Source organism: Corallococcus praedator, from assembly GCF_003612125.1.
GTDB lineage: Bacteria > Myxococcota > Myxococcia > Myxococcales > Myxococcaceae > Corallococcus > Corallococcus praedator.
Map to the genome: position 1 here is coordinate 12,971 of NZ_RAWI01000048.1, position 23,757 is coordinate 36,727.

19 protein-coding genes are annotated in these 23,757 nt (G+C 69.8%); 8 read left to right on the plus strand and 11 right to left on the minus strand.

Annotation, left to right across the window (positions count from 1 at the left end):
• Nucleotides 1-10: 10 nt before the first annotated feature.
• Entirely contained in the window at nt 11-1,699 is a 1,689-nt protein-coding gene (locus D7Y13_RS09095) for a serine/threonine-protein kinase (protein WP_120581941.1), read from the minus strand.
• A gap of 264 nt (nt 1,700-1,963) precedes the next feature.
• Entirely contained in the window at nt 1,964-2,575 is a 612-nt protein-coding gene (locus D7Y13_RS09100; protein WP_120532892.1) for a DUF4142 domain-containing protein, read from the minus strand.
• A 199-nt stretch (nt 2,576-2,774) separates the two neighbouring features.
• Here D7Y13_RS09100 and D7Y13_RS09105 point away from each other — a divergent pair, with 199 nt between their 5' ends.
• On the plus strand, nt 2,775-5,336 hold the full coding sequence (locus D7Y13_RS09105; protein WP_120581942.1) for a DEAD/DEAH box helicase: 2,562 nt from the start codon (nt 2,775-2,777) through the stop codon (nt 5,334-5,336).
• 36 nt (nt 5,337-5,372) lie between these two features.
• On the opposite strand, the gene D7Y13_RS09110 is transcribed toward D7Y13_RS09105, so the two are convergent.
• Entirely contained in the window at nt 5,373-5,657 is a 285-nt protein-coding gene (locus D7Y13_RS09110; RefSeq protein ID WP_120581953.1) for a LysR family transcriptional regulator, read from the minus strand.
• Nucleotides 5,658-5,757: 100 nt separating this feature from the next.
• On the opposite strand from D7Y13_RS09110, the gene map reads away from it, so the two are divergent.
• The 3 genes from map to D7Y13_RS09125 all read left to right on the plus strand — a co-directional run bounded on the left by map (nt 5,758) and on the right by D7Y13_RS09125 (nt 8,463).
• Nucleotides 5,758-6,540 carry a type I methionyl aminopeptidase gene (map, locus tag D7Y13_RS09115; protein WP_120581943.1) on the plus strand — a complete coding sequence of 261 codons (783 nt, stop codon included), beginning with the start codon at nt 5,758-5,760 and terminating at the stop codon, nt 6,538-6,540.
• A gap of 85 nt (nt 6,541-6,625) precedes the next feature.
• Entirely contained in the window at nt 6,626-7,642 is a 1,017-nt protein-coding gene (mltG, locus tag D7Y13_RS09120) for an endolytic transglycosylase MltG (protein WP_120532896.1), read from the plus strand.
• A gap of 5 nt (nt 7,643-7,647) precedes the next feature.
• Entirely contained in the window at nt 7,648-8,463 is an 816-nt protein-coding gene (locus D7Y13_RS09125; RefSeq protein ID WP_120581944.1) for a PAS domain-containing sensor histidine kinase, read from the plus strand.
• A gap of 9 nt (nt 8,464-8,472) precedes the next feature.
• Here D7Y13_RS09125 and D7Y13_RS09130 read toward each other — a convergent pair whose 3' ends face one another.
• Both D7Y13_RS09130 and D7Y13_RS09135 read right to left on the minus strand, forming a co-directional pair.
• Nucleotides 8,473-9,423 carry a hypothetical protein gene (locus D7Y13_RS09130; protein WP_199732645.1) on the minus strand — a complete coding sequence of 317 codons (951 nt, stop codon included), beginning with the start codon at nt 9,421-9,423 and terminating at the stop codon, nt 8,473-8,475.
• A 150-nt stretch (nt 9,424-9,573) separates the two neighbouring features.
• Nucleotides 9,574-11,922 (minus strand): immune inhibitor A domain-containing protein, encoded by a 2,349-nt coding sequence (locus D7Y13_RS09135; RefSeq protein WP_120581946.1) that lies wholly within the window; start codon nt 11,920-11,922, stop codon nt 9,574-9,576.
• Nucleotides 11,923-12,113: 191 nt separating this feature from the next.
• Between D7Y13_RS09135 and D7Y13_RS09140 the strand changes: the two genes are divergently transcribed.
• The 3 genes from D7Y13_RS09140 (at nt 12,114) to D7Y13_RS09150 (ending at nt 17,522) form a co-directional block, all read left to right on the plus strand.
• Nucleotides 12,114-14,783 carry a phosphoenolpyruvate carboxylase gene (locus D7Y13_RS09140; RefSeq protein ID WP_120581947.1) on the plus strand — a complete coding sequence of 890 codons (2,670 nt, stop codon included), beginning with the start codon at nt 12,114-12,116 and terminating at the stop codon, nt 14,781-14,783.
• Between the two features lie 37 nt (nt 14,784-14,820).
• On the plus strand, nt 14,821-15,543 hold the full coding sequence (locus D7Y13_RS09145; RefSeq protein WP_120532901.1) for a hypothetical protein: 723 nt from the start codon (nt 14,821-14,823) through the stop codon (nt 15,541-15,543).
• A gap of 74 nt (nt 15,544-15,617) precedes the next feature.
• Nucleotides 15,618-17,522 carry a CotH kinase family protein gene (locus D7Y13_RS09150; protein ID WP_120581948.1) on the plus strand — a complete coding sequence of 635 codons (1,905 nt, stop codon included), beginning with the start codon at nt 15,618-15,620 and terminating at the stop codon, nt 17,520-17,522.
• Here the strand turns inward: D7Y13_RS09150 and D7Y13_RS09155 are convergent.
• The 3 genes from D7Y13_RS09155 to D7Y13_RS09165 form a co-directional block, all read right to left on the minus strand.
• Complete coding sequence (locus D7Y13_RS09155) at nt 17,519-17,884, minus strand: DUF2845 domain-containing protein (RefSeq protein ID WP_120581949.1); 366 nt, start codon at nt 17,882-17,884, stop codon at nt 17,519-17,521. The genes D7Y13_RS09150 and D7Y13_RS09155 overlap by 4 nt on opposite strands.
• 109 nt (nt 17,885-17,993) lie before the next feature.
• A complete protein-coding gene (locus D7Y13_RS09160; RefSeq protein WP_120581950.1) occupies nt 17,994-19,256 on the minus strand; it encodes an SGNH/GDSL hydrolase family protein in 1,263 nt (420 codons plus the stop codon).
• A gap of 214 nt (nt 19,257-19,470) precedes the next feature.
• Complete coding sequence (locus tag D7Y13_RS09165; RefSeq protein WP_120532905.1) at nt 19,471-20,364, minus strand: hypothetical protein; 894 nt, start codon at nt 20,362-20,364, stop codon at nt 19,471-19,473.
• A gap of 128 nt (nt 20,365-20,492) precedes the next feature.
• Between D7Y13_RS09165 and D7Y13_RS09170 the strand changes: the two genes are divergently transcribed.
• Complete coding sequence (locus tag D7Y13_RS09170) at nt 20,493-20,849, plus strand: TIGR02266 family protein (RefSeq protein WP_120532906.1); 357 nt, start codon at nt 20,493-20,495, stop codon at nt 20,847-20,849.
• 92 nt (nt 20,850-20,941) lie between these two features.
• On the opposite strand, the gene D7Y13_RS09175 is transcribed toward D7Y13_RS09170, so the two are convergent.
• From D7Y13_RS09175 to D7Y13_RS09185, 3 genes are all read right to left on the minus strand, one after another.
• A complete protein-coding gene (locus D7Y13_RS09175; RefSeq protein ID WP_233595233.1) occupies nt 20,942-21,343 on the minus strand; it encodes a GNAT family N-acetyltransferase in 402 nt (133 codons plus the stop codon).
• 196 nt (nt 21,344-21,539) lie between these two features.
• Nucleotides 21,540-22,595, minus strand: coding sequence for an alpha-ketoacid dehydrogenase subunit beta (locus D7Y13_RS09180; RefSeq protein ID WP_120581951.1), 1,056 nt, complete (start codon nt 22,593-22,595; stop codon nt 21,540-21,542).
• A 2-nt stretch (nt 22,596-22,597) separates the two neighbouring features.
• A complete protein-coding gene (locus tag D7Y13_RS09185; protein WP_120532909.1) occupies nt 22,598-23,605 on the minus strand; it encodes a thiamine pyrophosphate-dependent dehydrogenase E1 component subunit alpha in 1,008 nt (335 codons plus the stop codon).
• Nucleotides 23,606-23,757: the final 152 nt, after the last annotated feature.

Here is a 23,757-nt window from a genome sequence, read left to right on the forward strand (position 1 = left end):
AGGGACGACCTCAGAGGTCGATTTCGTACTTCTGACAGTATTGTCGGACCTTGGGACGCTCCGTTGCCGGCACCCGGGTCCATGAGGCCCGCGTATTCGCCAGATCATGCTGCTGGCAGTACACGCGGGTGAGCAGCGAGAACGACGCGCCGGTGATCTTCGTGCGCTGGCTGCGGCGGATGTGACGCAGTGCTTCTTCCAGGTTGCCCGCGTCCAGCGCGCGCTGCGCCGCGGTCAGGTCCTCGCGGACGCTGTCGGGAAGCTTCTCCACGGTCTGGGACGCAGCGGGCGGCTGGCCGCGCACCCCCTTGGTCTTGGTGCCCACGGCCGGGTCGGGCGTGTCCGTCACCGGGGGCTCGGTAGGCGACGGATCCGCGTCCGGAACCGGCGTGGTCGAATGCTCGGGGTCCGCGACCGGCTTCTTCAGTTCCGGGGGCGCGGTGACCACGGCGACGGGCGGCGTGACGGCCACGGGGGGCGTCTGCACGGTGGCCGGCACGATGACGGGCGCGGTCGTGCCCGCGCCGCGCCAGAAGAAGGCGGTGGTGAAGGCCGCGATGACCACGATGCCCACGGCCACGCCCACCAGCCACTTCGGCCGGGCGCGGGTGAGCGGCTGCGCGGCCAGCGACTCCGTGCGGGGGCCCTGTGCTTGCGAGGACGCGTCCTGCCCGGCGTGGGGGCGCATGCCCACGGTGGGCACGTGCTCCTGCGACGGGGGCATCGGCGTGGGCGACCGCGACGGCGCGGTGGACACGGGGGCCGCGGTCTTCACGCGCGCGGGCTTCGCTTCCGTCAGCGTCTGGAGCGGGCTGCCCGTCAGGGCCAGGATGAACGCGCCCACGTCCGGGAAGCGGTCCGCGGGGAGCTTGGCCATCGCGCGGTTGATGGCTGTCACCACGTGCGGGGGCGTGTTCGGCGCCAGCGTCAGCAGCGGCGCGGGCTCCAGGTGGACGATTTGATAGATGAGCTCCGCGATGTTGTCGCCGGAGTAGGGCGGCTGGCCGGCGAGCATCTCGTAGACCATGCAGCCGAACGAGAAGAGGTCCGTCCTCGCGTCCACGTCGCTGTTGCGGCCCATGGCCTGCTCGGGCGCCATGTACTGCGGCGTCCCCATCAGCACCGAGTCCAGCGTCTGCACCGTGCGCGAGTCGACGAGCTTGGAGATGCCGAAGTCGAGCAGCTTCACGCGCTCGCTCACCACGCCGCCCGCTTCGGTCGGCACGAGGAACACGTTGCCCGGCTTCAGGTCGCGGTGCACCACGCCCGCGCGGTGCGCCGCCTGGAGCGCCGCGCCCATCTGACGGGAGATGGAGAAGACCTCCTCCAGCGGAAGCTGCTTCTGCTTGCGCAGCCGGCGCGACAGGCCCTCGCCGCGCAGGTACTCCATCACCATGAAGGGCGTGCCGTCCTCCAGGGTGTCGAAGTCCAGCACCTCCACGATGTTGGGGTGGCCCAGCCGGGAGGCGATCTCCGCCTCGCGCCGGAAGCGCACCGCCACCTCCGGCGACAGCTCCTCCGTGCCGTGCAGCACCTTGATGGCCACCTGCTTGCCCGGCAGGCGCAGGTGACGGGCCAGGAAGACCGCGCCCATCCCGCCCTTGCCCAGGACGGTGCCGATCTCATAGGTGGCGTTCAGGATCCGCCCCGTGGTGAGGGGCTCGGACTGGACGGAGGTGGGTTCGGTCGGCTTTTGCATCGGCGGTTCTTTTTCCTACTAAACCGGGCCGACATGATTGGAAAGCACCTGGGTCGAATCCTCCCCATCAGGTCGTGTGCGTGGATCCGGATTCGCAGGTTCTGAGAGGGCAAGCCGCCTTTTCCCAAAGCCTGTGCGCGCCGTGTCTGGGCCTGCCCGGGAGCAGGAGGCTTCTGAAGCACGGCGAGCCCCGCTGGAGGCTCCCGGGGGAGGCTCCAGCGGGGCTCATGGATGGGACGTGTTTCGTGCGCCGTGGGGGGAGGCCTACGGGACGGGCAGCAGCCGCGTCTGGATCTCCTCGGCTTCCTGGATGTGAAGCTGGACCTGCTGCCGCTCGGTCTGGAGCTCCTGGACCAGGGCCGGCAGGGTGACCTGGGGCGTCAGGAGGCTGTCGCCGACGAAGGCGGTGCGCGCGTGCGCGTTGAGCTGCGCGCTCATCAGCGCCAGGTCGAACGCGGCGCCCTGGGGCGCATCCGGGCCCTGGAGGATCTCCAGCATCTGCTTCACTTCATCCTGCAGTTGGAGGCTCAGCGGGCTGTCCTCGGGCGTGATGCCCTGGCTTTGCAGCAACGCGTCCAGCCGCTGCCGCGCGGCGGTGTGCTCGGTGACCATGGCGTTGTTGAAGTCGCGCACGGCGGGGTCGGTGGCGAGGGGCCCGCCGAAGGTTCCGAGCATCACCTCGCCTTCGTTCGCCACCTGCAGCACGCGGGCGATCTGCGCGTCGGTGAGCGTCACCACCGTGCCGGCGTCCGCGACGATCTCGAGCTCGGGCGGAGGATTGCCGCCGTTGTCATCGGCGTCGGAACTGCACGCCGCGCTGCCCAGCACCATCGCACCCGCCAATACCGCGCCCAACCAGTACCCTGCCAATCGCATGAGGCCCGCTCCTTCTGAGGATTGAGCACGCAGGGTGGGGACCGCCTCGCGAGGCGACCATCAGCGGCCCAGCCGATGCCACTGTGGAGCAGTCCACAGCCCCGGGGACGGCCGGCAGGTCGCCTGCCGCCAGCGAAGCGGTCCCGGGACGCGCGATTTTCACGGCGAGCTGGGGCGCCAACCCCTAGAGTCGCCCTCGATGAGTGCCCCTGAAGACACCCGCGCCCCGCTCGCCGCCCTGTTGCCGAAGCCCGGCGAGCCTCCCCTCGACGCCGATGAGATCCTCAATCGCTTCGTCGGTTACGTGGCCACCAACGGGTTGAGCCTGTACTCCGCCCAGGAGGAGGCCATCCTGGAGCTCTTGAGCGACAAGCACCTGTTCCTCAAGACCCCCACCGGCTCCGGCAAGTCGCTGGTGGCCATGGCGCTGCACTTCAAGTCCATGGCCGAGGGCAAGGTGTCGTTCTACACGTGCCCCATCAAGGCGCTGGTGAACGAGAAGTTCTTCCAGCTCTCCAAGGCCTTCGGCCCGGAGAACGTGGGCATGCTGACGGGCGACGCGAGCATCAACCGCGAAGCGCCCATCCTCTGCTGCACGGCCGAAATCCTGGCGAACCTCGCGCTGCGCGACGCCTCCGCGCGCGTGGACGCAGTGGTGATGGATGAGTTCCATTACTACTCCGACAAGGAGCGCGGTACGGCCTGGCAGATTCCGCTGCTGGCGCTGCCGAAGACGCAGTTCCTGCTGATGTCCGCGACGTTGGGCGACACGCACATCATCGAGCAGAGCCTGGAGCAGCTCACCGGCCGCGAGGTGGCCACGGTGCGAAGCTCCGAGCGCCCCGTGCCGCTGGACTTCGACTACCGCGAGGCGGCGCTGCACGAGACCATCCAGGACCTCATCGCGCGCGGGAAGTACCCCATCTACCTGGTGAACTTCACGCAGCGCGCCGCGGCCGAGCAGGCGCAAAATCTGATGTCGGTGGACTTCAACACCAAGGAGGAGAAGGAGGAGCTGCGCCAGGCGTTGATGGACGCGCCCTTCGACACGCCCTACGGCAAGGACTTCCAGCGCTTCCTGCGCCACGGCATCGGGATGCACCACGCGGGCCTCTTGCCCAAGTACCGACTGCTGGTGGAGAAGCTGGCGCAGCAGGGCCTGCTCAAGGTCATCAGCGGCACGGACACGCTGGGCGTGGGCGTGAACATCCCCATCCGCACGGTGCTCTTCACGCAGCTGTTCAAGTTCAACGGCGAGAAGCTGACGACGCTGAGCGTGCGCGACTTCAAGCAGATTTCCGGACGCGCGGGCCGCAAGGGCTTCGACACCGAGGGCAGCGTGGTGGCGCAGGCGCCCGAGTACGTGGTGGAGAACATCAAGCAGGCGGCCAAGGAGGCCGCGGGCAAGAAGAAGACGCCCAAGGCGAAGCCGCCGCAGAAGGGCTTCGTGCAGTACGACAAGAGCACCTTCGAGCGGCTCCAGAACGGCATGCCGGAGCCCCTGGAGTCCCGCTTCGAGGTGAGCCACGGCCTGCTGCTCAACCTGCTCCAGAGCGACAAGACGGAGGGCAGCGGCGGCTACAAGCGGCTGGTGCAGCTGGTGCGCCGCTCGCACAGCTCCGAGTACACGAAGAAGAAGCTCCTGAAGGACGCGGCGATGTACTTCCGCACCCTGCGCGAGGCGGGCATCGTGCAGGTGGTGCAGTGGGAGGGCCGCTCCTCCACGGTGGAGGTGGCGGGCGAGCTGCAGCGCGACTTCAGCCTCAACCACACGCTGTCGCTGTACCTGCACGAGACGCTGGAGCTGCTGGATCCGGCGGTGGAGACGTACGCGCTGGACGTCGTCACGCTGGTGGAGTCCATCCTGGAGAACCCTGACGTGGTGCTCTACGCGCAGCTGCACCAGCTCAAGGGCGAGAAGATCCAGGAGATGAAGGCGCAGGGCATGGAGTACGACGACCGGATGGAGGAGCTGGAGAAGCTGGAGTGGCACAAGCCCAACCGCGACTTCGTCTACGGCACCTTCAACGCCTTCGCGCGCAAGCACCCGTGGGTGGGCGAGGAGAACATCCGCCCCAAGTCCATCGTGCGCGACATGTTCGAGCGCTTCATGTCCTTCCACGACTACGTGCGGGAGTACGGCCTGCAGCGCAGCGAGGGCGTGCTGCTGCGCTACGTGGGGGACGTCTACAAGTCGCTGACGCAGACGGTGCCGGAGCGCTTCCGCAACGAGGAGGTGGACGACATCATCGACCACCTGCGCGCGACGCTGCGTCAGGTGGACTCCAGCCTCCTGGACGAGTGGGAGCGGATGAAGAACCCGGGCGCGCCCATCGAGGCGAAGCCGGTGGTGGACCTGAAGCCCAAGGAGCTCACCGAGGACCCGAAGGCCTTCGCCGCGCGCGTGCGCGAGGAGCTGCACCGGCTGCTGCGCGCCCTGGGCCAGCGCCGCTACCTGGACGCGCTGGGCATGCTGGACAACGCCCTGGGCGAGTGGACCGCGCCGAAGCTGGAGCAGGCGATGGCGCCGTACTTCGAGGAGCACAAGCTGGTGGTGCTCACGCCCCAGGCGCGAAAGCCGGCCAACACCCAGCTCAAGGAGGCCGGCACCCGTCAGTGGGAGGCCCAGCAGCGCATCATGGACCCGGAGGGCCATGGGGACTGGGTCATCGACGCGGAGATCGACTTGCGCGGCCGCCGCATGGACGACGGCCCCATCCTGATGCTGCGCCGCATTGGCGGCATGAGCGCGTGGACCTGAAGTCCTGAAGTCCTGAAGCCCTGACGTGCGGGGCGGTCAGCGCGAGGGCGGCCTGGAGTCCCGGGCCGCCGCGCGCACGGTGTCCGCCGCCGCGTCCACCTCCGCGAGGATGCGGCGCGCGTGGTGGAGCAGCGCTTCTCCGGTGGGCAGCAGCCGCATGCCCCGGGGGACGCGCTCGAAGAGGGGCGTGCCCAGCTCATCCTCCAGCGCGAGGATGTGACGGCTGAGCGGCGGCTGGGTGATGTGGAGCCGGAGCGCGGCCCGGCCCACGTGGCCCTCTTCGGCCACCGCGACGAAGGACTGGAGGTGCGTGATGCTCACGCGCCCCAGGTTAGCGCGGGACGTGCGCGCCGTGCACGCGGCCGGACCATGCCAGAACAGCATTGGACGTTGCGAAGGGGCGGGTGCCACCTTGCCCGCCATGGGCATTCCACTCTTCAAGGGCACCGAGGTTGAACGGCTGCGCGTCGCGGGACTCGCGGCGGCCGGCACGCTGGCGCATGTCGCCGGGAAGCTCCAGCCGGGCGTGACGACGGCGGACATCGACGCTTGGGTGCGCGAGGACACGGCGCGCCGGGGCGGCACCCCCAGCCAGCTGGGCTACAAGGGGTTTCCCGCCACGGTGTGCACCAGCCGCAACCACGTGGTGTGCCATGGCATCCCGCGCCAGGACGAACACCTGAAATCCGGGGACATCGTCAACGTGGACGTGACGACGTGCCTGGACGGGTTCCACGGCGACACGTCCGCCACGTTCCTCATCGGCGAGGTGTCCTCGGACGCGAAGCACGTCGTGGACGTGGCGCGGCGGTGCCGGGACGCGGGCGTGGCGGTGGTGCGGCACGGCGCGCGGCTGGGGGACATTGGCGCGGCGGTGATGGCGCTGGCGAAGGCGGAGGGGTGCAGCGTGGTGGAGGAGTTCGGAGGCCACGGCATCGGCCGGCAGATGCATGGCCCACCGCACGTGTCCCACGTGGGCAAGGCGGGGACGGGCATCACGCTGCGCTCGGGGATGGTGATCACCATCGAGCCCATGGTGAACCTGGGCCGCCCGGACATCCGGCTGATGCCGGACGGGTGGACGGTGGTGACGGCGGACGGCAGCCTGTCCGCCCAGTTCGAGCACACGGTGCTCGTCACCCGCGACGGGTGCGAGGTGCTGACCCCGGGCGAGTTGTCGCTCCACGTCGCCCACGGGTGTTGAGAAGGGGGCGCTTGCGTCCGCCTGCCCGGTCGCGTGCCGGGCGGTTCTCGTTGGCAGCGTCGGGGCCGGTGATAATTTGCCGGCCATGAAGAAGATCCTGGTCGCGCTCCTGGTGCTCATCGTCCTGGCGGTCGCGGGCGTGGCGGGGGTGTATTCGTACGCGCAGAAGGCCGTCACGACGCCGCACGCCTCGGCGGATGCCACCCCGAAGGAATTCATCGTGAAGAAGGGCGCGTCGGCGCGCTCCCTGGGCCAGCAGCTCCAGGCTCAGGGCTTCCTGGACGACGCCCGCATCTGGCGCTTCCACCTGTGGCGCCGGGGCAACCTCAACGTGAAGGCGGGCCGCTTCATGCTGAGTCCGACGGCCTCCGTGGAGCAGCTGGCCACCGCGCTGGAGGGCCCGCCGCTGCCGGAGGACGTGCCCTTCGCGATGATCGAAGGCTGGCGCCTGCGCGACACCGACCAGGTGCTCGCGGCCCAGGGCCTCATCAAGCCGGGCGAGTACATCGCCGCGGCCAGCCGCTCGGAGCGCTTCGCCGCGCCGTTCCCCCTGCCCACGCGGGGCCTGGAGGGCTACCTGTACCCGGAGACGTACGGCATCGTGGTGGAGGGCTTCAGGGTGGAGGCCTTCATCCAGCGGCAGTTGGACACCTTCCGCGCCCGCTTCTACGACGCGCACAAGGCGGAGATCGACAAGAGCGGCCGGTCGCTGCACGACATCGTGGTGATGGCCTCCATGCTGGAGCGCGAGGAGCCCATGCCTTCGCAGCGCCCGCTCGTCGCGGGCATCCTCTGGAAGCGCGTGGACAAGGGCTTCGCGCTGGGCGTGGACGCGACGAGCCGCTACGAGCTGGCGGAGTGGAACGATCGCAAGGAGTTCCTCAAGAGGCTGCGCGACAAGTCGGACCCGTGGAACTCGCGCACCCGCATCGGTCTGCCGCCCGGTCCCATTGGCGCACCGACGGTGGACTCGCTGCTCGCCGCGCTGCGGCCGACGAAGAGCGACTTCTTGTACTACCTGCACGACGCTCAGAGGATCCTCCGCCCCTCGCGCAACGCGCAGGAGCACGAAGCGCTCCGCGCCAAGTACAACGTGTACTGAGCACGATGACATCCTCATCCCCGGATCCGCGCCGCCTTGTCCCGCCCGTGGACGTGGAGGCGGGGCTGCGCCAGGAACTGGCCGTGCTGCGCGAGGAGTCCGCACGGCTGCGATTGATGCTCGGGACGGCGGCGCAGCTTGCCGGGTCCTACGATGTCCGCGCGGGCATGAAGCCGGTGTCGCCGTCCTGGGAGGCCTTCACCGGACAGTCTCCGGAGGCGTTCGCGAAGCAGGGCTGGCTTGCGGCCCTGCATCCGGACGACCGCGAGGGGGCGCTGGCGGACTGGGAGCGGGCCGTGGCCGCGAAGCAGCCTTTCGCGACGCGCTACCGCTTGCGCCGCGCGGATGGCGCCTACGTGTGGATGCTCGCGAAGGGGACGCCGGTGCTGGGCCCTGACGGCGAGGTGTCCGCGCGGTTCGCGCCGCGCTTCGAGCTGGAGCACTGTCACTTCACGGTGGAGGCCCCGGAGTCGGTGCAGGGCTGTTTCGACCGCTCGCGGCTGGCCCAGGTGTTGGATCACCTCCTGGACAACGCGCTCAAGTACGGGGCCGGGACGCCGGTGTCCCTGCGGCTCACGGTGGACGGGGCGGTGGCGCGGATCCAGGTGCGTGATGGGGGCATCGGCATCGCGCCGGAGCAGCGTCCCCGCCTCTTCGAGCGCTACGGCCGCGCGGTGTCCGAACGCCACTACGGCGGCCTGGGCCTGGGCCTCTACCTCACCCGCACCATCGTGGAAGCCGAGGGTGGCCGCGTGTCGCTGGAGAGCAGCCTGGGCGAGGGCGCTACGTTCGAGGTGGAGCTGCCGCTCCAGCAGGCCTGAGCGCGCCGGCTAGGGCGCGGGGGCCTTCTGGAACATCTCCGCGAGGATGTGCTCGGCCGCGTCCGCGAGCAGATCCCGGGCCATGCGCGTCTCCTCGCCGAAGATGCCGGTGGACGTGCGCGCATCCAGCACGTGCGTCGCGAGCAGCGAGAACGCCGCGGCCTCGTCGAACGTCGCCTCGGAGGAGAGGACGCGCTTGCCGGGATGGGGCTCTTCCTCGTGGAAGCGGCCCTCCCAGTTCTCGCCCAGGGTGACGGCGAAGTACTGCGTCGCCACGTTGCCGGGCCGCGACATGTGCGAGGCGGCGACCACCGCCCGGAGCTGGTCGCGCTCGTCGGGCGTCATCTGCCGTTTCCACCCCTCGACCGCGGCGTGCATCGTTTCAAGTTGATCCCTCGCCGCGGCCTCCGCGTTCTTCATCAGGTCCGGCACCTGGGCGTGGATGAACGCGGAGAGGTCCTCCTGCGCCACGCGGTTCGCGGCCAGCACGGCCTCCACGAGCGCGAGCGACGCGTCCAGCACGCGGTGCTGCCGGGCCAGGTGCTCGGCCGGAAGTCCCCGCGAATCGAAGCTGCCACGCACCTGGGTGATGAGCCCGCGCAGGGTGGCGAGCCGGACGCGGGTGTCCTCGTCGAGCGCCTGCTTCAGCGGGGCCAGGAGCACGTGGAGCGCGAGCGGGACGTGGGTGACGACCTTGTAGACGTGGTAGCGGCGCGTGCGCGCGGGGGCCTCGAAGCGCTGGCCGCCCTTGCGCAGGATGAGCAGGTCGTCGATCTGCGCGATGACCGGGCCCATGCGCGACAGCACCGCTTCGCGGCGCGCGGCGTACGCGTCCCGGAACGCCTGGTTGAGCACGGAGAGCGGATCCGTGGGCTCCAGCGCCACGGTGCGCGCGACCTCGGAGGGCGGCTCGGGAGGAGGGGAAGGGGAGGAAGGGCCTGCTACGGGGCACTCGGCCATGGCGCGCACGCTAGCGCCCCTGGAATGCCCTCGGAGCCGGAGCTGGAACCGGGTGTCGGGATTCCTGCAACCGCGTCCCCTCCATGCGACGAAGGCCGGCCCCGCGTGGATGCGGGACCGGCCTCCAGGTTCAGACGTTCAACGGTTGCTTCAGTCGACCGGACGCACCTGCACCTGCATCACGGTCCCGGCCTTGTTCTCGCTGAGGACCTCGATGATGGTGCCCGTGGGGGGGACCTTCACGCCGGCGTACGGCTGCGTGGCGTACCAGAAGGTGTTCAGGTCGTTGAACACCGGCACGGCAGGCTGCGAGACGTAGTCGCTGCGCGGGAAGCCACTGGGCTTGAGCGACAGCGGGAAGCTGGGCTGCAGGCCGAAGGTGGCATCGTGCGTCTGCACGCGGCCGGACCAGTAGCGGCCGTCGCTGCGCTGCAGGGGCTGCGGGCGCGAGTCGATGGGCAGGATGCGGCCCTCGCCCGGGTGCACGGACACGCGGTTGTCCGGCACGGACGTGTCCCAGTACGTGATCAGCAGACCGGGGTTGTAGGCGTAGCGCTCGGCGTAGTCGATGAGGCCTTCCGCGCTGAAGCCGAAGTTGTACGGACCGGTCTCCAGGCCCGTGTCGTAGCCACGGAACTGACGCCACTCGGCCAGGTAGTAGTTGTCGTAGTAGGTGTTGGCGCCGTCGTTCAGGAAGAACGTGGCCTGATCCCAGTACTTGTCGCCGTTCTCCGCGTCGTCGCCGAAGACGTACTTGTTCTTCGCCCACAGCTGGAAGCCGTCCACCAGGAAGCCCCGGCCGAACTCCGCGCCGTCCGTCTTGTAGCGGATCTTCAGCGTGACCTTCTTGCCCGCGTGCGCGGACAGGTCGAACGACAGCGGCACCCAGCCGTCGGACAGGCCGGTGATGCCGTTGCCCAGGTTGTTGCCCCACGGATCCGACGTGCGGCTCACGGCGCTGGGCAGGTTGACGAACGGACCGTCCTCCACCGCGAGCGCGACGTAGGCGTAGTCCCAGTCCTCCTCGATGTCGAACCACGTGGAGAACGTGAACGTGATGGGCGTCTTGTTCGGCAGCTTCACCGTCTTGACGAGCACGCGGTCCAGGTTGTTGCCCGCGCCGCCCTGCCACGAGAACTGCCCTTCGATGGGCGCCACCGTGACCTGCGGACGGGGCTTCGCGGGCAGGTTCACCACCAGCGCCTGCTTCGCGTTCTGGGACGTCACGCCGGACGGGCCCAGCTTGTGGTACGAGTACAGGCCGTGCGTCGTGGTGGCGTGGTCCAGCCAGCCCAGCTGCAGCTTGTCCCAGGCGAAGAAGTCACCCGGCCGGCTGCCGATGTCCGTGGTGCCGTCGTTCAGGTACGAGCCCGAGGACATGATGGTCCAGAAGCCCGTCCCGTTGTCCGCCGCGTTCGTCGTGTCGTAGTGGTCCGGCAGACCCAGGTCGTGGCCGAACTCGTGCGCGAACACGCCCAGGCCGCCGTTCTCCGGCTGGATGGTGTAGTCGCCCACCCACTTGTCCACGTTCGTGGCGAAGCGGGTGCCGCCGTTCGGGTTGTACGCGGGGCCCGTGCCGTCCGCGCTCAGGCCCGTGCTGTAGGCGAACCAACGGTGGCTCCACACCGCGTTGGGGCCCTGCGCGCCGCCGCCCGTCTCCTCGCCCACGCCCGCGTGGACGATCTGGAAGTGGTCGATGTAGCCGTCCGGCTCGTCGAAGTTGCCGTCGCCGTCGTAGTCATACCGATCCCACGTGTCGAACGTGTCCAGGTACGCCTTGATCTCCGCGGGCGTCTTGCCAGCGGCCACCTGGCCCTGCGTCCACACCTTGATGGCGTCGCTGATGAGCGGCCACACGGAGTTGGAGCAGCTGGAGGAGCCGCACAGGTTGTTGCCGTAGCGCGCGGCGTTGTACGGCACGCGCACCCACTCGGACACCGCGCCGTTGACCGTGTAGCGGCCCGACGAGGCGGCCTTGTAGAAGTTCGCCACCGAGTCCGCGCCCGGCGTCGTGTCGAAGTAGAGCTTCTCGAAGTGCGCGCGGTCGTAGTCCGGCTGCCAGATGGTGGTGTTGTCCACCGTCCGGTCCGGCTCTTCAATCAGGTTGTGCACCGGGCCCGGCACGTTGCCGCCGGGGTTCGTGGCGGGGTTGCCGAACACCGGGTGGATCTGCGTTCCGTACTCCACCAGGATGACGAAGATGCGGTCCGTGCGCTCCAGCTCCAGCTCCACGAACTTGCCGTTGCCCAGCTTGTGCACCTTGCCGGCCTGACCACGGCCTTCGATGCGCTCCTGGAGGGCCTGGGCCTTCAGCTCCTTCTGCTGCTCGCCCAGACGGTGTGGCAGATCGTCCGAGATGTCCTCGGTGGCCTGCCTGCGCAGGCCCGCGGACGGCGGCGCGATGTCGGGTTGCGGCTTCTCGTACCAGGCACGCTCGGCGTACGCCGACGGGGCGATCGCGAGCAGGCTCCAGGCAAGCCATGACGGGGGTTTCCGCATTGCCACTCCTTCGAAGGGATCCCGGTGGGGTCCGGGATGACCGAGGTTTTAGTGGAGGCGCGGGGAGCAATGGAAGACGGGGACGTTAAAAAATTCCCACAAGGACGGAGAAGGTCTTCGTTGGCGGGTGGGCGAAAACCGAAGATTGGGTAGTTGGCGCCCTGCGTCGGGGGACTACGTTGCCGGTCGCTATGGCGCGTACTCGTCCCGTGGATCCCCCGCTCCGGCGGGATGTCCGGCTCTTGGGCCGGCTGTTGGGAGAAGTCCTCGTTGAACAGGAGGGGCAGGCGCTCTTCGAGAAGGAAGAAGAGGTGCGCCATCTGGCCATCCAGCGTCGGCGTGGACCGGTGGCGGGGCGGCGGGCGGCGGCGGCGGAGCTGGCGGCCGTCCTGCGGCGGCTGCCGTCGGAGCAGGTGGAGCCTGTGCTGCGCGCCTTCTCCATGTACTTCCAGCTGGTGAATCTGGCGGAGCAGCACCACCGCCTGCGCCGCGCGCGTGCCCACGCGAGCCCCACGTCCACGCGGCCGCAGAAGGGGTCGCTGGAGGCATCGCTGCTCACGCTGAAGGCCGCGGGCGTGAGCGCGGAGAAGGTGCGTGAGACGCTGGGCACGCTGAAGGTGACGCTGACGTTCACCGCGCACCCGACGCAGGCGGTGCGCAGGACGCTGCTGGAGAAGCTCTACCGGCTGGCGCAGCTGTTGGAGGAGCGCGACCGCGTGGCGCTCACCCCGCGCGAGTCCGCCGCCAACCTGGCGTCCATGCGCGAGGAGATCACCGCGCTCTGGCAGACGGACGAGCTGCGCCGCGAGCGCCCCACGGTGGGTGACGAGGTGAAGAACGTCCACTGGTACGTGGAGGAGATGCTGTCGGAGCCGGTGGCCCGGCTGCCGGAGGCGCTGGACTGGGCCTTCGAGCGCGCCTACGGCGAACCGCTGGGCGTGTTGGACACGCCCGTGCGCATCCATTCGTGGGTGGGCGGCGACATGGACGGCAACCCGCTGGTGACGCCGGAGGTGTTCGAGGACACGCTGCGCGCGCACCGCGCCCGGGGCCTGCGGCTGTTCCTGCGCGACGTGGAGTTGCTGGGCGGCATGCTGTCGCAGTCGGAGCGGCACGCGCGGCCCACGCAGGAGCTGGAGCGGTCGCTGGAGGAGGACGCGGAGGCGCTGCCGGACGTGGCGAAGTCGCAGGGCCCGCGCACGTCGGGTGAGCCGTGGCGCCGCAAGCTGCGCTTCATGGAGGAGCGCCTGTCGCTGGCGCTCGAGCACGTGCTGGCCCGGCGCGAGGGCCGGCCCTCGAAGCTGCCGCCGGAGGCGTATCGCTCTCCGGAGGCGCTGGGGGACGACCTGGCGGTGCTGGAGCGTTCGCTCTTCGCGGCGCGCGCCGAATACGCGGGCCTGCGCGAGGTGCGCCGCATGTCCGAGCGCGTGCGCGCGCTGGGCCTGGGCCTGGGCGAATTGGAAGTGCGCGCGCCCGCGGAGGACGCGGTGAGCGCGGCGGCCTCGTTCAGCGGCGGGCCTGCTCCCACCGAAGGGGGCACGCGGCTGCTGGCGGTGCTGGCGAAGCTGCGCGAGGCCCAGGACGAGGGCGGCGAGTCCGTCTGTCGCACGCTCATCCTCTCCATGGCGTCCACCGCGGAGGACGTGCTGGCGGCGTTCAAGTGCCTGAAGCACGCGGGCCTCTGGGACAAGGAGCGCCAGTGCGCCACCGTGGACGTGGCGCCGCTGTTCGAGCAGTTGGGCGCGCTGGACGCAGGGCCCCAGGTGCTGCGCACGCTGTTCGCGGACGCGGAGTACCGCCAGCACCTGAAGGGCCGGGGCGTGCAGGAGGTGATGGTGGGCTACAGCGACTCCGGCAAGGAGGTGGGCCTCTTGGCCGCGAGCGCCGCGCTGTACCGCGCGCAGGTGGCGCTCACCCACGTGGCGGACGAGCACGACGTGCCCCTGCGCCTGTTCCACGGACGCGGGGAGACGGTGGCGCGCGGCGGCGGCCCCGCCCAGACGGCCATCCTCGCGCTGCCGCCGGGCACGGTGGCCGGGGCCTACAAGGCCACCGAACAGGGCGAGGCGATGGACCACAAGTACGCCCGTCCGGAGCTGGCGCAGCGCACGCTGGAGCTGGTGGTGGGCGGGGTGCTGCTGCACACGCTGGACGCGCAGCCGCGCCCGTCCCCCGAGGATGAGACGGCCTTCCGCGCCGCGTTCGACCTCCTGGCGGAAGAGGGCCGCAAGGCGTACCGGGCGCTCGTGTGGGACGACCCGCGCTTCGTGGAGTTCTTCATGACGGGCACGCCCGTGGAGGAGATCTCCGCGCTGCCCATCGGCTCGCGCCCCAGCAAGCGCAAGGCGGGCGGTCTGGAAACGCTGCGCGCGATTCCGTGGAGCTTCGCCTGGACGCAGACGCGCGCCATCCTCCCGGCCTGGTACGGCGTGGGCACGGCGCTGGAGGCCTACGCGGCCACGCCCGAGGGCGCTGGGCTGCTCCAGCGCATGTACAAGGAGTGGCCCTTCTTCCACGCGGTCATCGACAACGTGACCATGGTGCTGGCGAAGACGGACATGGCCATCGCGGCGCGGTACGCGAAGCTGGCCCCCGCCTCCACGCGGCCCCTGTGGCTGCGCATCCAGCAGGAGCACACGCGCACGCGCCGCGCGGTGAAGACGCTGACGGGGGAGGGGAAGCTGTTGGACAACAATCCACAGCTTCAGCGCAGCATCGCGCTGAGAAACCCCTACGTGGACCCCATGTCCTTCCTCCAGGTGGAGCTGCTCAAGCGCAAGCGCGACGGGGACACGGCCTGCGACCGGCCGCTGCTCCTGGCCCTCAACGGCATCGCGGCGGGGATGCGGAACACCGGTTAGAGAAGTGCCTCACCCAAGTCAGTCAGGAGCGCGCGGGATGGCCCAGGAGACGTTCACCGTGGAGGAGATCAACCCGAAGCACGGCTTCGCACGCCTGCGTCCGGACGCGGGGCCGGGGATGCTCCACACCGCCCTCTATCCGGATCCGGAGTTCACCCACGCGCCGCCCTTCCAGTTGCGCCAGGGCGACCGGGTGTCGGGCATCCGCCGGGGGCAGACGGTGTCGGAGGTGGCCTGGGTGACGCGCGTGGAGCCGCCCTGGGAGGAGGTGGAGCGCGTGGCGGAGCTGCTCGCGCTGCTGGAGCGCTGGGAGATCCGCGTCCCCTTCGAGGCCCGCGTCCTGGCCGAGCACGCGTGGCGCGAGAGCCGGGAGGACCCGCTGCGCGACGAACTCCAGGCGCAGCTGCCCACGTTCTTCGACCTCGACGGTGCCCACCCCTTCGAGGACCCGTCCCTGCTGGAGCGGCTGTCCGCCGCCATGCAGCCGTACCTGCCGGGCTTCTCCGTGCAGCCGGTGCAGGGACAGCCCGCGGTGCGCGTGGAGCCCGGCGCCGTGGAAATCATCGCCGGGGTGGGAAGCTGGGACATCCCCCAGCCCACCTTCGCCCCGATGATCGCGGAGGTGAACGCCCGGCTCGCCGCCGCCCAGGCCCCGGTGCGCTGGGTGCCCACCCGCGAGGACTGGATGCTCGCCCCCCCGGCGCTGGCCGCGCTCCTCCAGAAACACGGCCTGCTCGAAGGCACCGCCATCCCCGCCTAGTGGGCAGCCTCCACCGCGCTGTGTCATAGGTCGGTGTGAGGTCAAACGATTATCTGATAGAGGACGGGGACTCCATGGGTCTTCGTCAGCTCGCCTCCGTCCTCGTTGGTTTCCTCGTCCTCTCCGGGTCCGCCTGTGAGCCCCCGCCGGAGCGCCGGCTGGAGGAGGCGGAGCTGCCCGCGCCCGCGCGGCCGTTCGTCACGCTGGACGGGCAGGAGCCGGACGCGCAGCGCCTGTTCGGCACGGTGTGGAGCGACGCGGGCGTGCCCCGGGTGGAGGTCTACGAGGACGGGCGCTTCCTGGGCTTCGCGGATGTGGAGGCCGGCCGCTGGAGCCTGCCCTGGTGGCCGGGCCGGCGCGCGTTGGCGTTGGAGGTCGTGGCAAGAGATCCGCTGGGCGGCACGGCGAGTGCCCGCATCGACTTCCAGCACCTCGCGTTCGACGCGCGGCCGGGGCTGTACCAACCGGAGACGCTGCTGTCGCTGCCCACGGCGCGCGGCCTGCGGACGTACTTCACGCGGGACGGCTCCACGCCCACGCCCGCGTCCCCGCTCTACACCGGGCCCATCGCGTTGCTGGCCCGCTCCGCTCCGCCCGTGAAGTGGGCCTTCATCCCCACGAGCTCCACCGCCGTGCCCGAGGGCCTGCGGTGGGTCGCGCCCGCGGAAGAGGTGCCCCAGGCCTCCGTGGTGCGCTTCCAGCAGTACCGGGGCGCGGAGCCGGTGGGCCCGGTGCGCACGCGCACGTTCCTCATTGGCCGGGCGCCGTACACGCTGCCGGTGCTGTCGCTCGTCACCGACGCGGCGAACTTCTTCGACAGGGACCGGGGCATCTACGTCCCCGGGCGCCTGTCCGAGGCGAGCCCCGACGACCCGGGCGCGGGCAACTACGCGCAGGACGGCAAGGAATGGGAGCGTCCCGTCCACGTGGAGTGGTTCGAGACCTCGGGCGCGCGCGTGCTCGCGCAGGATGCGGGCGTGCGCATCCATGGCTCCGGCAGCGCCGTGCTGCCGCAGAAGAGCCTGCGGCTGTATGCCAAGGAGGACTACGGCCCGAAGACGTTCTCGGGCCCGGTGTTTCCCGGCTCGCCGGTGACGGACTTCACGCGGCTGCTGGTGCGCGCGTCCGGGCAGGATCAAGGACAGTCGCGGCTGCGCGACTGCGCGCTGCAGAACCTGCTCGCCCAGACGCGGCTGGCGCTCCAGGCCTGCCGTCCCACGCTCGTGTTCCTCGACGGTGAGTACTGGGGCCTGCACGAACTGCGTGAGCGCTACGACGAGTACTACCTCGCGTCCCACTACGGCGTGGACCGCAAGAAGGTCGTCATCCTGGAGCGCGAGGGTGAACTGGACGTGGGGGAGGAGGGGGACGCCGCGCCCTACCAGGAGCTCATCGACTACGTGCGAACGCACGACCTGGCGGTGCCGGAGCACTACGCCCACGTGGAAGCGCGGATCGACGTGGAGGACTTCATCGACTACCAGGTGGCGCAGCTCTACCTGGGCAACCAGGACTGGCCGCAGAACAACGTGAAGTTCTGGCGGCTGCGCACGAAGACGGTCGTGCCGGACGCGCCCCACGGGCAGGACGGTCGCTGGCGCTGGCTCGTGTACGACCTGGATTTCGCCCTCCGGCCGGAGCCCGCCTTCGACAGCCTGGGGCGCGTGCTGGAGGACCCTTCACTGGAGGCTTCGACGCTCCTCCTGCGAAGCCTGCTCCAGGCCCCGCAGTTCAAGGCCCGGTTCGTCGAGCGCTTCCTCTGGCACCTGGAGCACACCTTCGCCCCGGAGCGGGTGGCGGCGTACGTGGACGCGGTGGCGGAGCAGCTGGCGCCGGAGCTGCCCGCGCACGTGGGCCGCTGGCTCCAGCCGGCCTCCGTGGAGGCGTGGCGCGTGAACGTGGAGGAGATCCGCGAAACGGCGCGGCAGCGGCCGGCGTTCATGCGCCAGTCCCTGGAGCAGCACCTGGGCTCGCTCTAGGGGGTCTTCTTCTCGGGGAGTTCGCTGCCGTAGTTGCCGCTGCGCACGTCCACCAGCCGGCCGTCGCGGAAGATGGCGACCTGCATGAGCCGGTGGGGGCCGAAGTTGTAGGTCCACTCCTCGATGGTGGACGACGAGCCCACCTCCGTGGAGACCTCTTCGTGGGGCGTCTTCTGCTTGTAGCGGGTGCTGGCGTACTCGGTGCGCGTCCGCCGGGACATGGGCTCGCCGCACTTGATCAGCGCGTCGTCCGTGGACGCGCCCTCGGACACGAGCTTGTTGTCGCAGCGCAGCGAGGACGCGTGGACGAGCGAGGGCAGGGCGAGGCAGGCGACGACGAGGCTGGCGGACAGGGCGCGCATGGGGAGGGCTCCGGGAGGGACGCGAGACGGCGGTGACGCTCGGACGCCTGGCGCCCGAACCTATTCAAATCCGCCCGGTCGATTCCAGGCGGAGCCCGTCGCCCCTGGCCTACAGGCCGCCCTTCTCCTTGAGCACGCGCACCACCTCGGCGGCCATCACCCGGTGGCCTTCCTTGGACGGATGGATCTGGTCCACCTCCAGGCCGTCCAGGAACAGGTCCACGTTGCCCGGCTGCCGCGTCACGGCCTCCAGGTCGATGACCTCCGCGCGCGTCTGGGTGCGGATCCACGCGTTGAATTCCTTGCGCTGCGCCTTCACCACTTCGTAGCTGCCGTAGTTCGTCTTCTCCTTGGGCAGGAGCGTGCTCACCCACAGCCGGCACCGGGGTTGGAGCTGATCAAACAGCTGGTTCATCCGCTGCTCCAGCTTCGCCACCGTGATGCCTTCGGAGGCCAGGTCGTTGGTGCCCAGCAGCACGATGCAGTCGGTGAAGCCCTGCATCGCGAGCACCTCTTGCGGCAGCTGGAGGTTCGCGTCCCAGAAGCCCTGGCCGGACGCGCCCGAGTTCACCACCGGCACCCCGAGCTCCTTCTCCACCAGGGCCGGCCACGCGTTGCGCGTGTCGTTCTTCGTGTCGTAGTAGCCCTCGGTGATGCTGTCGCCGATGGCCACGAAGGCCCGGCCCGGCGGGCCCTCCACGTCCACCGTCGCCACGGCCGTCGCGAACTCCCACGCCTGTCCGCCCAGCGCGGCCTGCGTCGTCGCGTAGGAACCGGCGCGCATGAAGCTGCCCGGGAACGACTCGATGAGGCTGACCGCCAGGGCGCCCGTGGCTTCGAAGGAGATCGCCACCTCGTCCCGGAATCCCACCGGGAACGCCACGGGATCCGACGTCACCAGGGTGCGGGCGTTGGCGGTGAAGCCCGGCTGACCGTTGAAGGTCAGGGACACCGGCGTGGAGGCCAGCGCGCCGTTGGCGCCCGCCTGCGCCACCGTGGCCCGCTTCAACGTGAACGTTCCGTCACCCGAACGGAAGGTGATGCGCACGCGACTGCCCGCGCGTCCCACGGGAACGCGCATGCGGTACGTGGTGAGGCTTCCCGCGAACGCGGGCTCGCGCAGCGCCTGGTGGAAGCCCGGCTGGAACGCGATGGGTGGGGGCGCCACGGGCGGAGTTCCCTGCACCTTGCGGTCATCGTGCAGCGTCAGCGTGGGCGCCGCCTCCACGGAGGACGCGGGCGCGGTGACCTCCGCGTCCGTGCTGCCGGCACCGAAGGTCGGATCCGCACCGCGTTCCTCCACGCCGCCACAGCCCATCAGCAGGCCCAGGGCACCCACCCAGCTCCAGCGCAGCGCCATCCTTGAACCCATGCCATCAGCCTCCCGGCGCAAGACAATGTGCACGACCCACGTTCCTGGCGACCTCATGTTTCAAGGGGCGCGCCAATCACCCGGGAGTCATGCGTGCCGAGCGCTGGGAAACGGAGCCGGACGACTTCCGCCGCAAGGGTGGGTGGCCGGGGCACCCGGTCCGAAGCCCTCCTCAGGAGGGTGGCGAACCTGCCCCCCCTGGGAAAAACCGTCCTCAGGGGACGCAGGCCCCGACGTCGCCGTTGTTGGTGAGGGCCCGGCAGGTGCCGCTGGAGCAGGCGGGCGAGCCTGACGGAACGCGGCACAGCGTCCGACACGTGCCGACGCCGTCGGACACCGCGCAAGTGCTTCCCGGTGAACACTGGTTGCTGAACTCGCACGCGGCGCCCGGAGCCAGCGTGCCGCGGCCCGCGCACACCGGACCGTTGGTGGCCGGGTAGCAACCCAGGGGCCCCTCGCAGTCCTGCGCGAACGCATCACACCGCGCGGACGGCGGGCCGCACACCAGCGGCAGCTCGTCCGTGCCGGCCAGGCGCAGCACGGTGTTGCAGTCCCCGGAGGCGCAGTCGGACGTCGCGTGGCACAGCTCGCGGCAGAAGAAGCCGGTGCCGCCGTCATTCAGCGCGTCGTCCTTGCAGTACAGGCCCGCGCCGCACGTGTCGTAGCGCTGTCCCGCGGGGGCGTCGGACGCCAGGGTGCACGGCGCGCCCTCGGTGCCGGTGCCCGCGGCCACGCACTGGCGCTGCGTGTCCCCACCGTCCCGCGCCACGTAGGTGCACCGCTGTCCGGCCGGGCAGTCCTGCTGGCGCACCGGATCACACGCGCCGGGGAAGCACCGGCTGCCCGTGCCCCCATCCGTCAGGTCCGTGTAGAGACAGTTCTGTCCCGCCGCACAGCCGTCCTGCTTCACCACGTTGCAGGTGAAGTCCGAACGCCCACCACCGCCGCCACCGTCACCGGCGTCGACAGTCCCGGAATCGCTGGCGCCGGTCCCGGAATCCACGGTAGTCCCCGCATCAGGCGGACGGATCGTCTCTCCGTCGTCGCAGCCCGCCGCCCACAGCCCCATCAACAGGGCACCACCCAACAACACGAGACGTGAAGCCATCCGGAAACTCCTGGCGTGGAAGTAGTCTGGGACTTACACGAGCCGTTCCACCTCACGGGCCCCCTTGAACCGGGCCTGGAAACCAGCCGACACTTCCAGATTCAGAACCGAGGGGGGTCAAGGTGCGCATGAACACGAAGTTGGATGGGCCGGTGGAGCCAGACCCGTATTTGAACCGTCGCAGCGACGAGCGTGTGACGGCGCGGTTCGAGGTGCGCTTCGAGCAGGCGGAAGACGCGGCGCGCGCACTGCGGGCGTACTCGCTCAACCTGTCCGCGGGCGGACTGTGCCTGCGCACGCGCAAGTCCTACGACGTCGGCTCTCAGGTGCGGCTGGCCATGGTGGTGGACGGCGAGGAGTTCCACCTCACCGGCGTCATCGCCTGGGTGCGCGACGAGGCGGAGGCCATCGGCGTGCGCTTCATCGACGTGAGCGAAGAGGACCACGAGCGCCTGCGCCGCGTCATCGCGAGCTTCAAGCGCTAGTCGGGGCCTGGCCGTTCCCAGGTCCGCTCCAGCAGGGAAGGGCGCCCGCGAATCGGGCGCCCACCCGCGAGCGGGGGACGGCACAAGCAGTGCTACCGCTGCGTCTCGCTCTCGGCGTGACGGAACACGCCGGAGTCCCCCTCCACGTAGCCGCACGCCTTGTAGAACGCGCGCGTCTCGTCGGTGACGTTGAGCGGGGCGATGAGCTGGAGCTGCTTGACGCTCAGCACCTTGCCCCGCTGCGCCACCTGCGCGAGCAGCGCGCGGCCCACGCCCCGGCGCCGCCAGCCCTCGGACACGACGAGCTCGTCCACGGTGGCCACGCGACCGCGCAGCCGCAACTGCGGACGGTGGGAGAAGGACACCATGCCCACCGCGCGGTCCTGCGGGTCGCCGGCCACGAAGATCTCAATCTCCGGATGGCTGATGACCCAGTGCACGGTCTGCTGGTCGGTGCCCTGGGGGTAGCCCAGCTCGCGAAGGAGCAGTGCCATGACCTCGGCATCACCTCGACGCGCGCGGCGGATGCGGAAAGCGTTGGCGTCGGGAGCAGGGGTCATGGTGCGGACGATGGGCTGGGACAAGGCATTCTCGATACTAACGACAGGGCCGTCGGACCTCCAAAGAGGAACGACGGCCCAGGAAGACTTCACGTACGAATGCGCGGCCGCCCGGTGTGGGCAGGCGTCGTCAGGGCTGCTCGCCGGCCAGTGAGCGGATGGCGGAGGTGATGTCCGCCTGCTGCGGCACCGACGCCATCTCCAGCGCGTCCGCCAGGCCGATGCCCGGGATGAACTTGCCGGCCACCAGCCGGGGCGGCGCGAGCAGCGAGTAGAACAGCTCCTCCACCGTGCGCCGGACCAGGTGCTCGCCGAAGTTCGTCACCTCGGTGTCCTCGTTCACGTACAGGACGCGGCCCGTCTTCTGGATGGAGGCCTTGATGAGCTCCCAGTCGTAGGGCCACAGCGAGCGCAGGTCGATGACCTCCACGCTGAGACCCTCCTCCTTGAGCTGGTCCGCGGCCTTCGCGCACAGGGGCAGGGTGCGGCCATAGCTGACCACGGTGGCCTGGGTGCCCTCGCGGACCACCTTGCCCTTGCCAATGGGCACCGCGAACGCCTCCAGCGTCGGCCACTGGGGCTTCCACTGCGAGCGGTCCCCCAGCGGCGCGTCGATGAGCTTCGACAGCGCGCGGTCGTCCTCGGGCTCGCCCGGGATGCGCTCGTCGCCCTTCACGCGCAACAGCGCCTTGGGCTCCAGGAACATGACGGGGTTCGGGTCCTGGCACGCGGAGATGAGCAGGCCGTACGCGTCCAGCGGGGTGGAGGGCATCACCACCTTCCAACCGGGGATGTGGGTCATCGTCGCGTCGAAGGAATGCGAGTGGTACATCGACCCGCGGATGCCGCTGCCCACCGGCGTGCGCACCACCATGGGCAGGTTCCAGTCACCGTTCGTCGCCCAGTGCGTGTTGCCCGCGATCTTCAGCAGGTCGATGGTGTTGTAGATGTAGTCGCAGAACTGGATCTCCGCGACCGGGCGGTTGCCCGCCATCGCGAGCCCCATGGCCGCGCCGATGATGCCGCGCTCGTCCAGGGGGCTGTTCCACGCCGTCTTCAGGCCCTGCGTGCAGGTGAAGACGCCGCCCAGCGGGGCGCCCACGTCCTCGCCGAAGATGTCGGTGACGCCCAGGTTCTCCTCGGCGTAGTGAAGGGCCATGCGGATGGCCTGTGCCATGTTCGCCATGGTTATTTCTTCTCCGCGTAGATGTGGTCCCAGATGGTGTCGCCGGAAGGTTGCGGCTCGTCCCGCACGGTGCGCGCCGCCGCGGCCAGCTCCTCGCTGTAGCGGTTGCGCACCTCTTCCATCTGCTCCCGGCTGAGCACGCCTTCCTGCTCCAGGCGCGCCTCGAACAGGCGCAGACAGTCCTGCTCCTCGTTCACGAAGTTCGCGCCGGACGCGGACGAATGTCCGTACAGGCGCGACACCCGCGCTTCGATGAAGTACGGCTTGCGCTCCTTGCGCACGTACTCCATCGCCGCCTGGAGCTCCTGGTAGGACTCCACCGGATCATTTCCGTTGATGGTCTTCGCCGGGATGTTGAAGGCGCGCGCGCGGTCGCTGATGTTCGTCTCGCCGTGCTGGCCATCGGCGGTGGTGGAGATGCCCCACTTGTTGTTGGTGACGATGATCAGGATGGGCAGGGGGTTGGCGGGGCGGCTGCTCCACACGAGGCAGGTGGGGAAGTCCCCCTCGGCCGTGCCCGCGTCGCCGCCGGTGACGATGGTGATGGCGTCGCCGCCGTGGCGCTTCTGGGCCATCGCCGTGCCCGGCGCGATGGAGTACTGCACCTCGATGGGAGAGGTGATGGGCGCGATGTTCTTCGAGCGCCGGGTGAAGTGACCCGCGAAGTTGCGGCCGCCGGAGTAGGGGTCCGTGGCCGTGTTCTTCATCTGCCGCAGCGCCCCGATGGGCTCCTCGCCCATGGCCAGCAGCGTCGCGGACTGGCGGTAGTGCGCGTGCAGGTAGTCGTAGTCCAGGCCCTCGCCCACCTTCATGAGCAGGCCCAGGGGCACGTTGAAGGCCTCCTCACCGGGGCCTCCAATCCAGAAGTAGCCGTGGCCCTGCTTGTACATCTGGATGAGGCGCTCCTCGAGGACGCGCGCCTTCACCATCAGGTCGTGGATGCGGATGAGCTGCTCTCGGGCGAGCGAAAGCGGCGCGGAGTTTTCTTTGATCAGCCGGGGCCGTGACACGCGCGGAGGACCTCGAAAAAGGGAAAGGGGACGCCCCTATACTCCGAACGTGGGCTCCCGACTCAAGGACCCTGAGAGGGGCGGTGTTCTCCGCCCTCTGTTCCAGGCCCGGTGGCGCGACGCGGCAATGAGCCTGTCTCTTATATACATCT

What these genes read in the sequence shown, in the direction of transcription:
- D7Y13_RS09095 (WP_120581941.1), bottom strand. Translation starts at nt 1,699, where the DNA reads ATGCAAAAGCCGACCGAACCCACCTCCGTCCAGTCCGAGCCCCTCACC.
- D7Y13_RS09100 (WP_120532892.1), bottom strand. Translation starts at nt 2,575, where the DNA reads ATGCGATTGGCAGGGTACTGGTTGGGCGCGGTATTGGCGGGTGCGATG.
- D7Y13_RS09105 (WP_120581942.1), top strand. Translation starts at nt 2,775, where the DNA reads ATGAGTGCCCCTGAAGACACCCGCGCCCCGCTCGCCGCCCTGTTGCCG.
- map (WP_120581943.1), top strand. Translation starts at nt 5,758, where the DNA reads ATGGGCATTCCACTCTTCAAGGGCACCGAGGTTGAACGGCTGCGCGTC.
- mltG (WP_120532896.1), top strand. Translation starts at nt 6,626, where the DNA reads ATGAAGAAGATCCTGGTCGCGCTCCTGGTGCTCATCGTCCTGGCGGTC.
- D7Y13_RS09125 (WP_120581944.1), top strand. Translation starts at nt 7,648, where the DNA reads ATGACATCCTCATCCCCGGATCCGCGCCGCCTTGTCCCGCCCGTGGAC.
- D7Y13_RS09130 (WP_199732645.1), bottom strand. Translation starts at nt 9,423, where the DNA reads ATGGCCGAGTGCCCCGTAGCAGGCCCTTCCTCCCCTTCCCCTCCTCCC.
- D7Y13_RS09135 (WP_120581946.1), bottom strand. Translation starts at nt 11,922, where the DNA reads ATGCGGAAACCCCCGTCATGGCTTGCCTGGAGCCTGCTCGCGATCGCC.
- D7Y13_RS09140 (WP_120581947.1), top strand. Translation starts at nt 12,114, where the DNA reads ATGGCGCGTACTCGTCCCGTGGATCCCCCGCTCCGGCGGGATGTCCGG.
- D7Y13_RS09145 (WP_120532901.1), top strand. Translation starts at nt 14,821, where the DNA reads ATGGCCCAGGAGACGTTCACCGTGGAGGAGATCAACCCGAAGCACGGC.
- D7Y13_RS09150 (WP_120581948.1), top strand. Translation starts at nt 15,618, where the DNA reads ATGGGTCTTCGTCAGCTCGCCTCCGTCCTCGTTGGTTTCCTCGTCCTC.
- D7Y13_RS09155 (WP_120581949.1), bottom strand. Translation starts at nt 17,884, where the DNA reads ATGCGCGCCCTGTCCGCCAGCCTCGTCGTCGCCTGCCTCGCCCTGCCC.
- D7Y13_RS09160 (WP_120581950.1), bottom strand. Translation starts at nt 19,256, where the DNA reads ATGGGTTCAAGGATGGCGCTGCGCTGGAGCTGGGTGGGTGCCCTGGGC.
- D7Y13_RS09165 (WP_120532905.1), bottom strand. Translation starts at nt 20,364, where the DNA reads ATGGCTTCACGTCTCGTGTTGTTGGGTGGTGCCCTGTTGATGGGGCTG.
- D7Y13_RS09170 (WP_120532906.1), top strand. Translation starts at nt 20,493, where the DNA reads ATGAACACGAAGTTGGATGGGCCGGTGGAGCCAGACCCGTATTTGAAC.
- D7Y13_RS09175 (WP_233595233.1), bottom strand. Translation starts at nt 21,343, where the DNA reads ATGGCACTGCTCCTTCGCGAGCTGGGCTACCCCCAGGGCACCGACCAG.
- D7Y13_RS09180 (WP_120581951.1), bottom strand. Translation starts at nt 22,595, where the DNA reads ATGGCGAACATGGCACAGGCCATCCGCATGGCCCTTCACTACGCCGAG.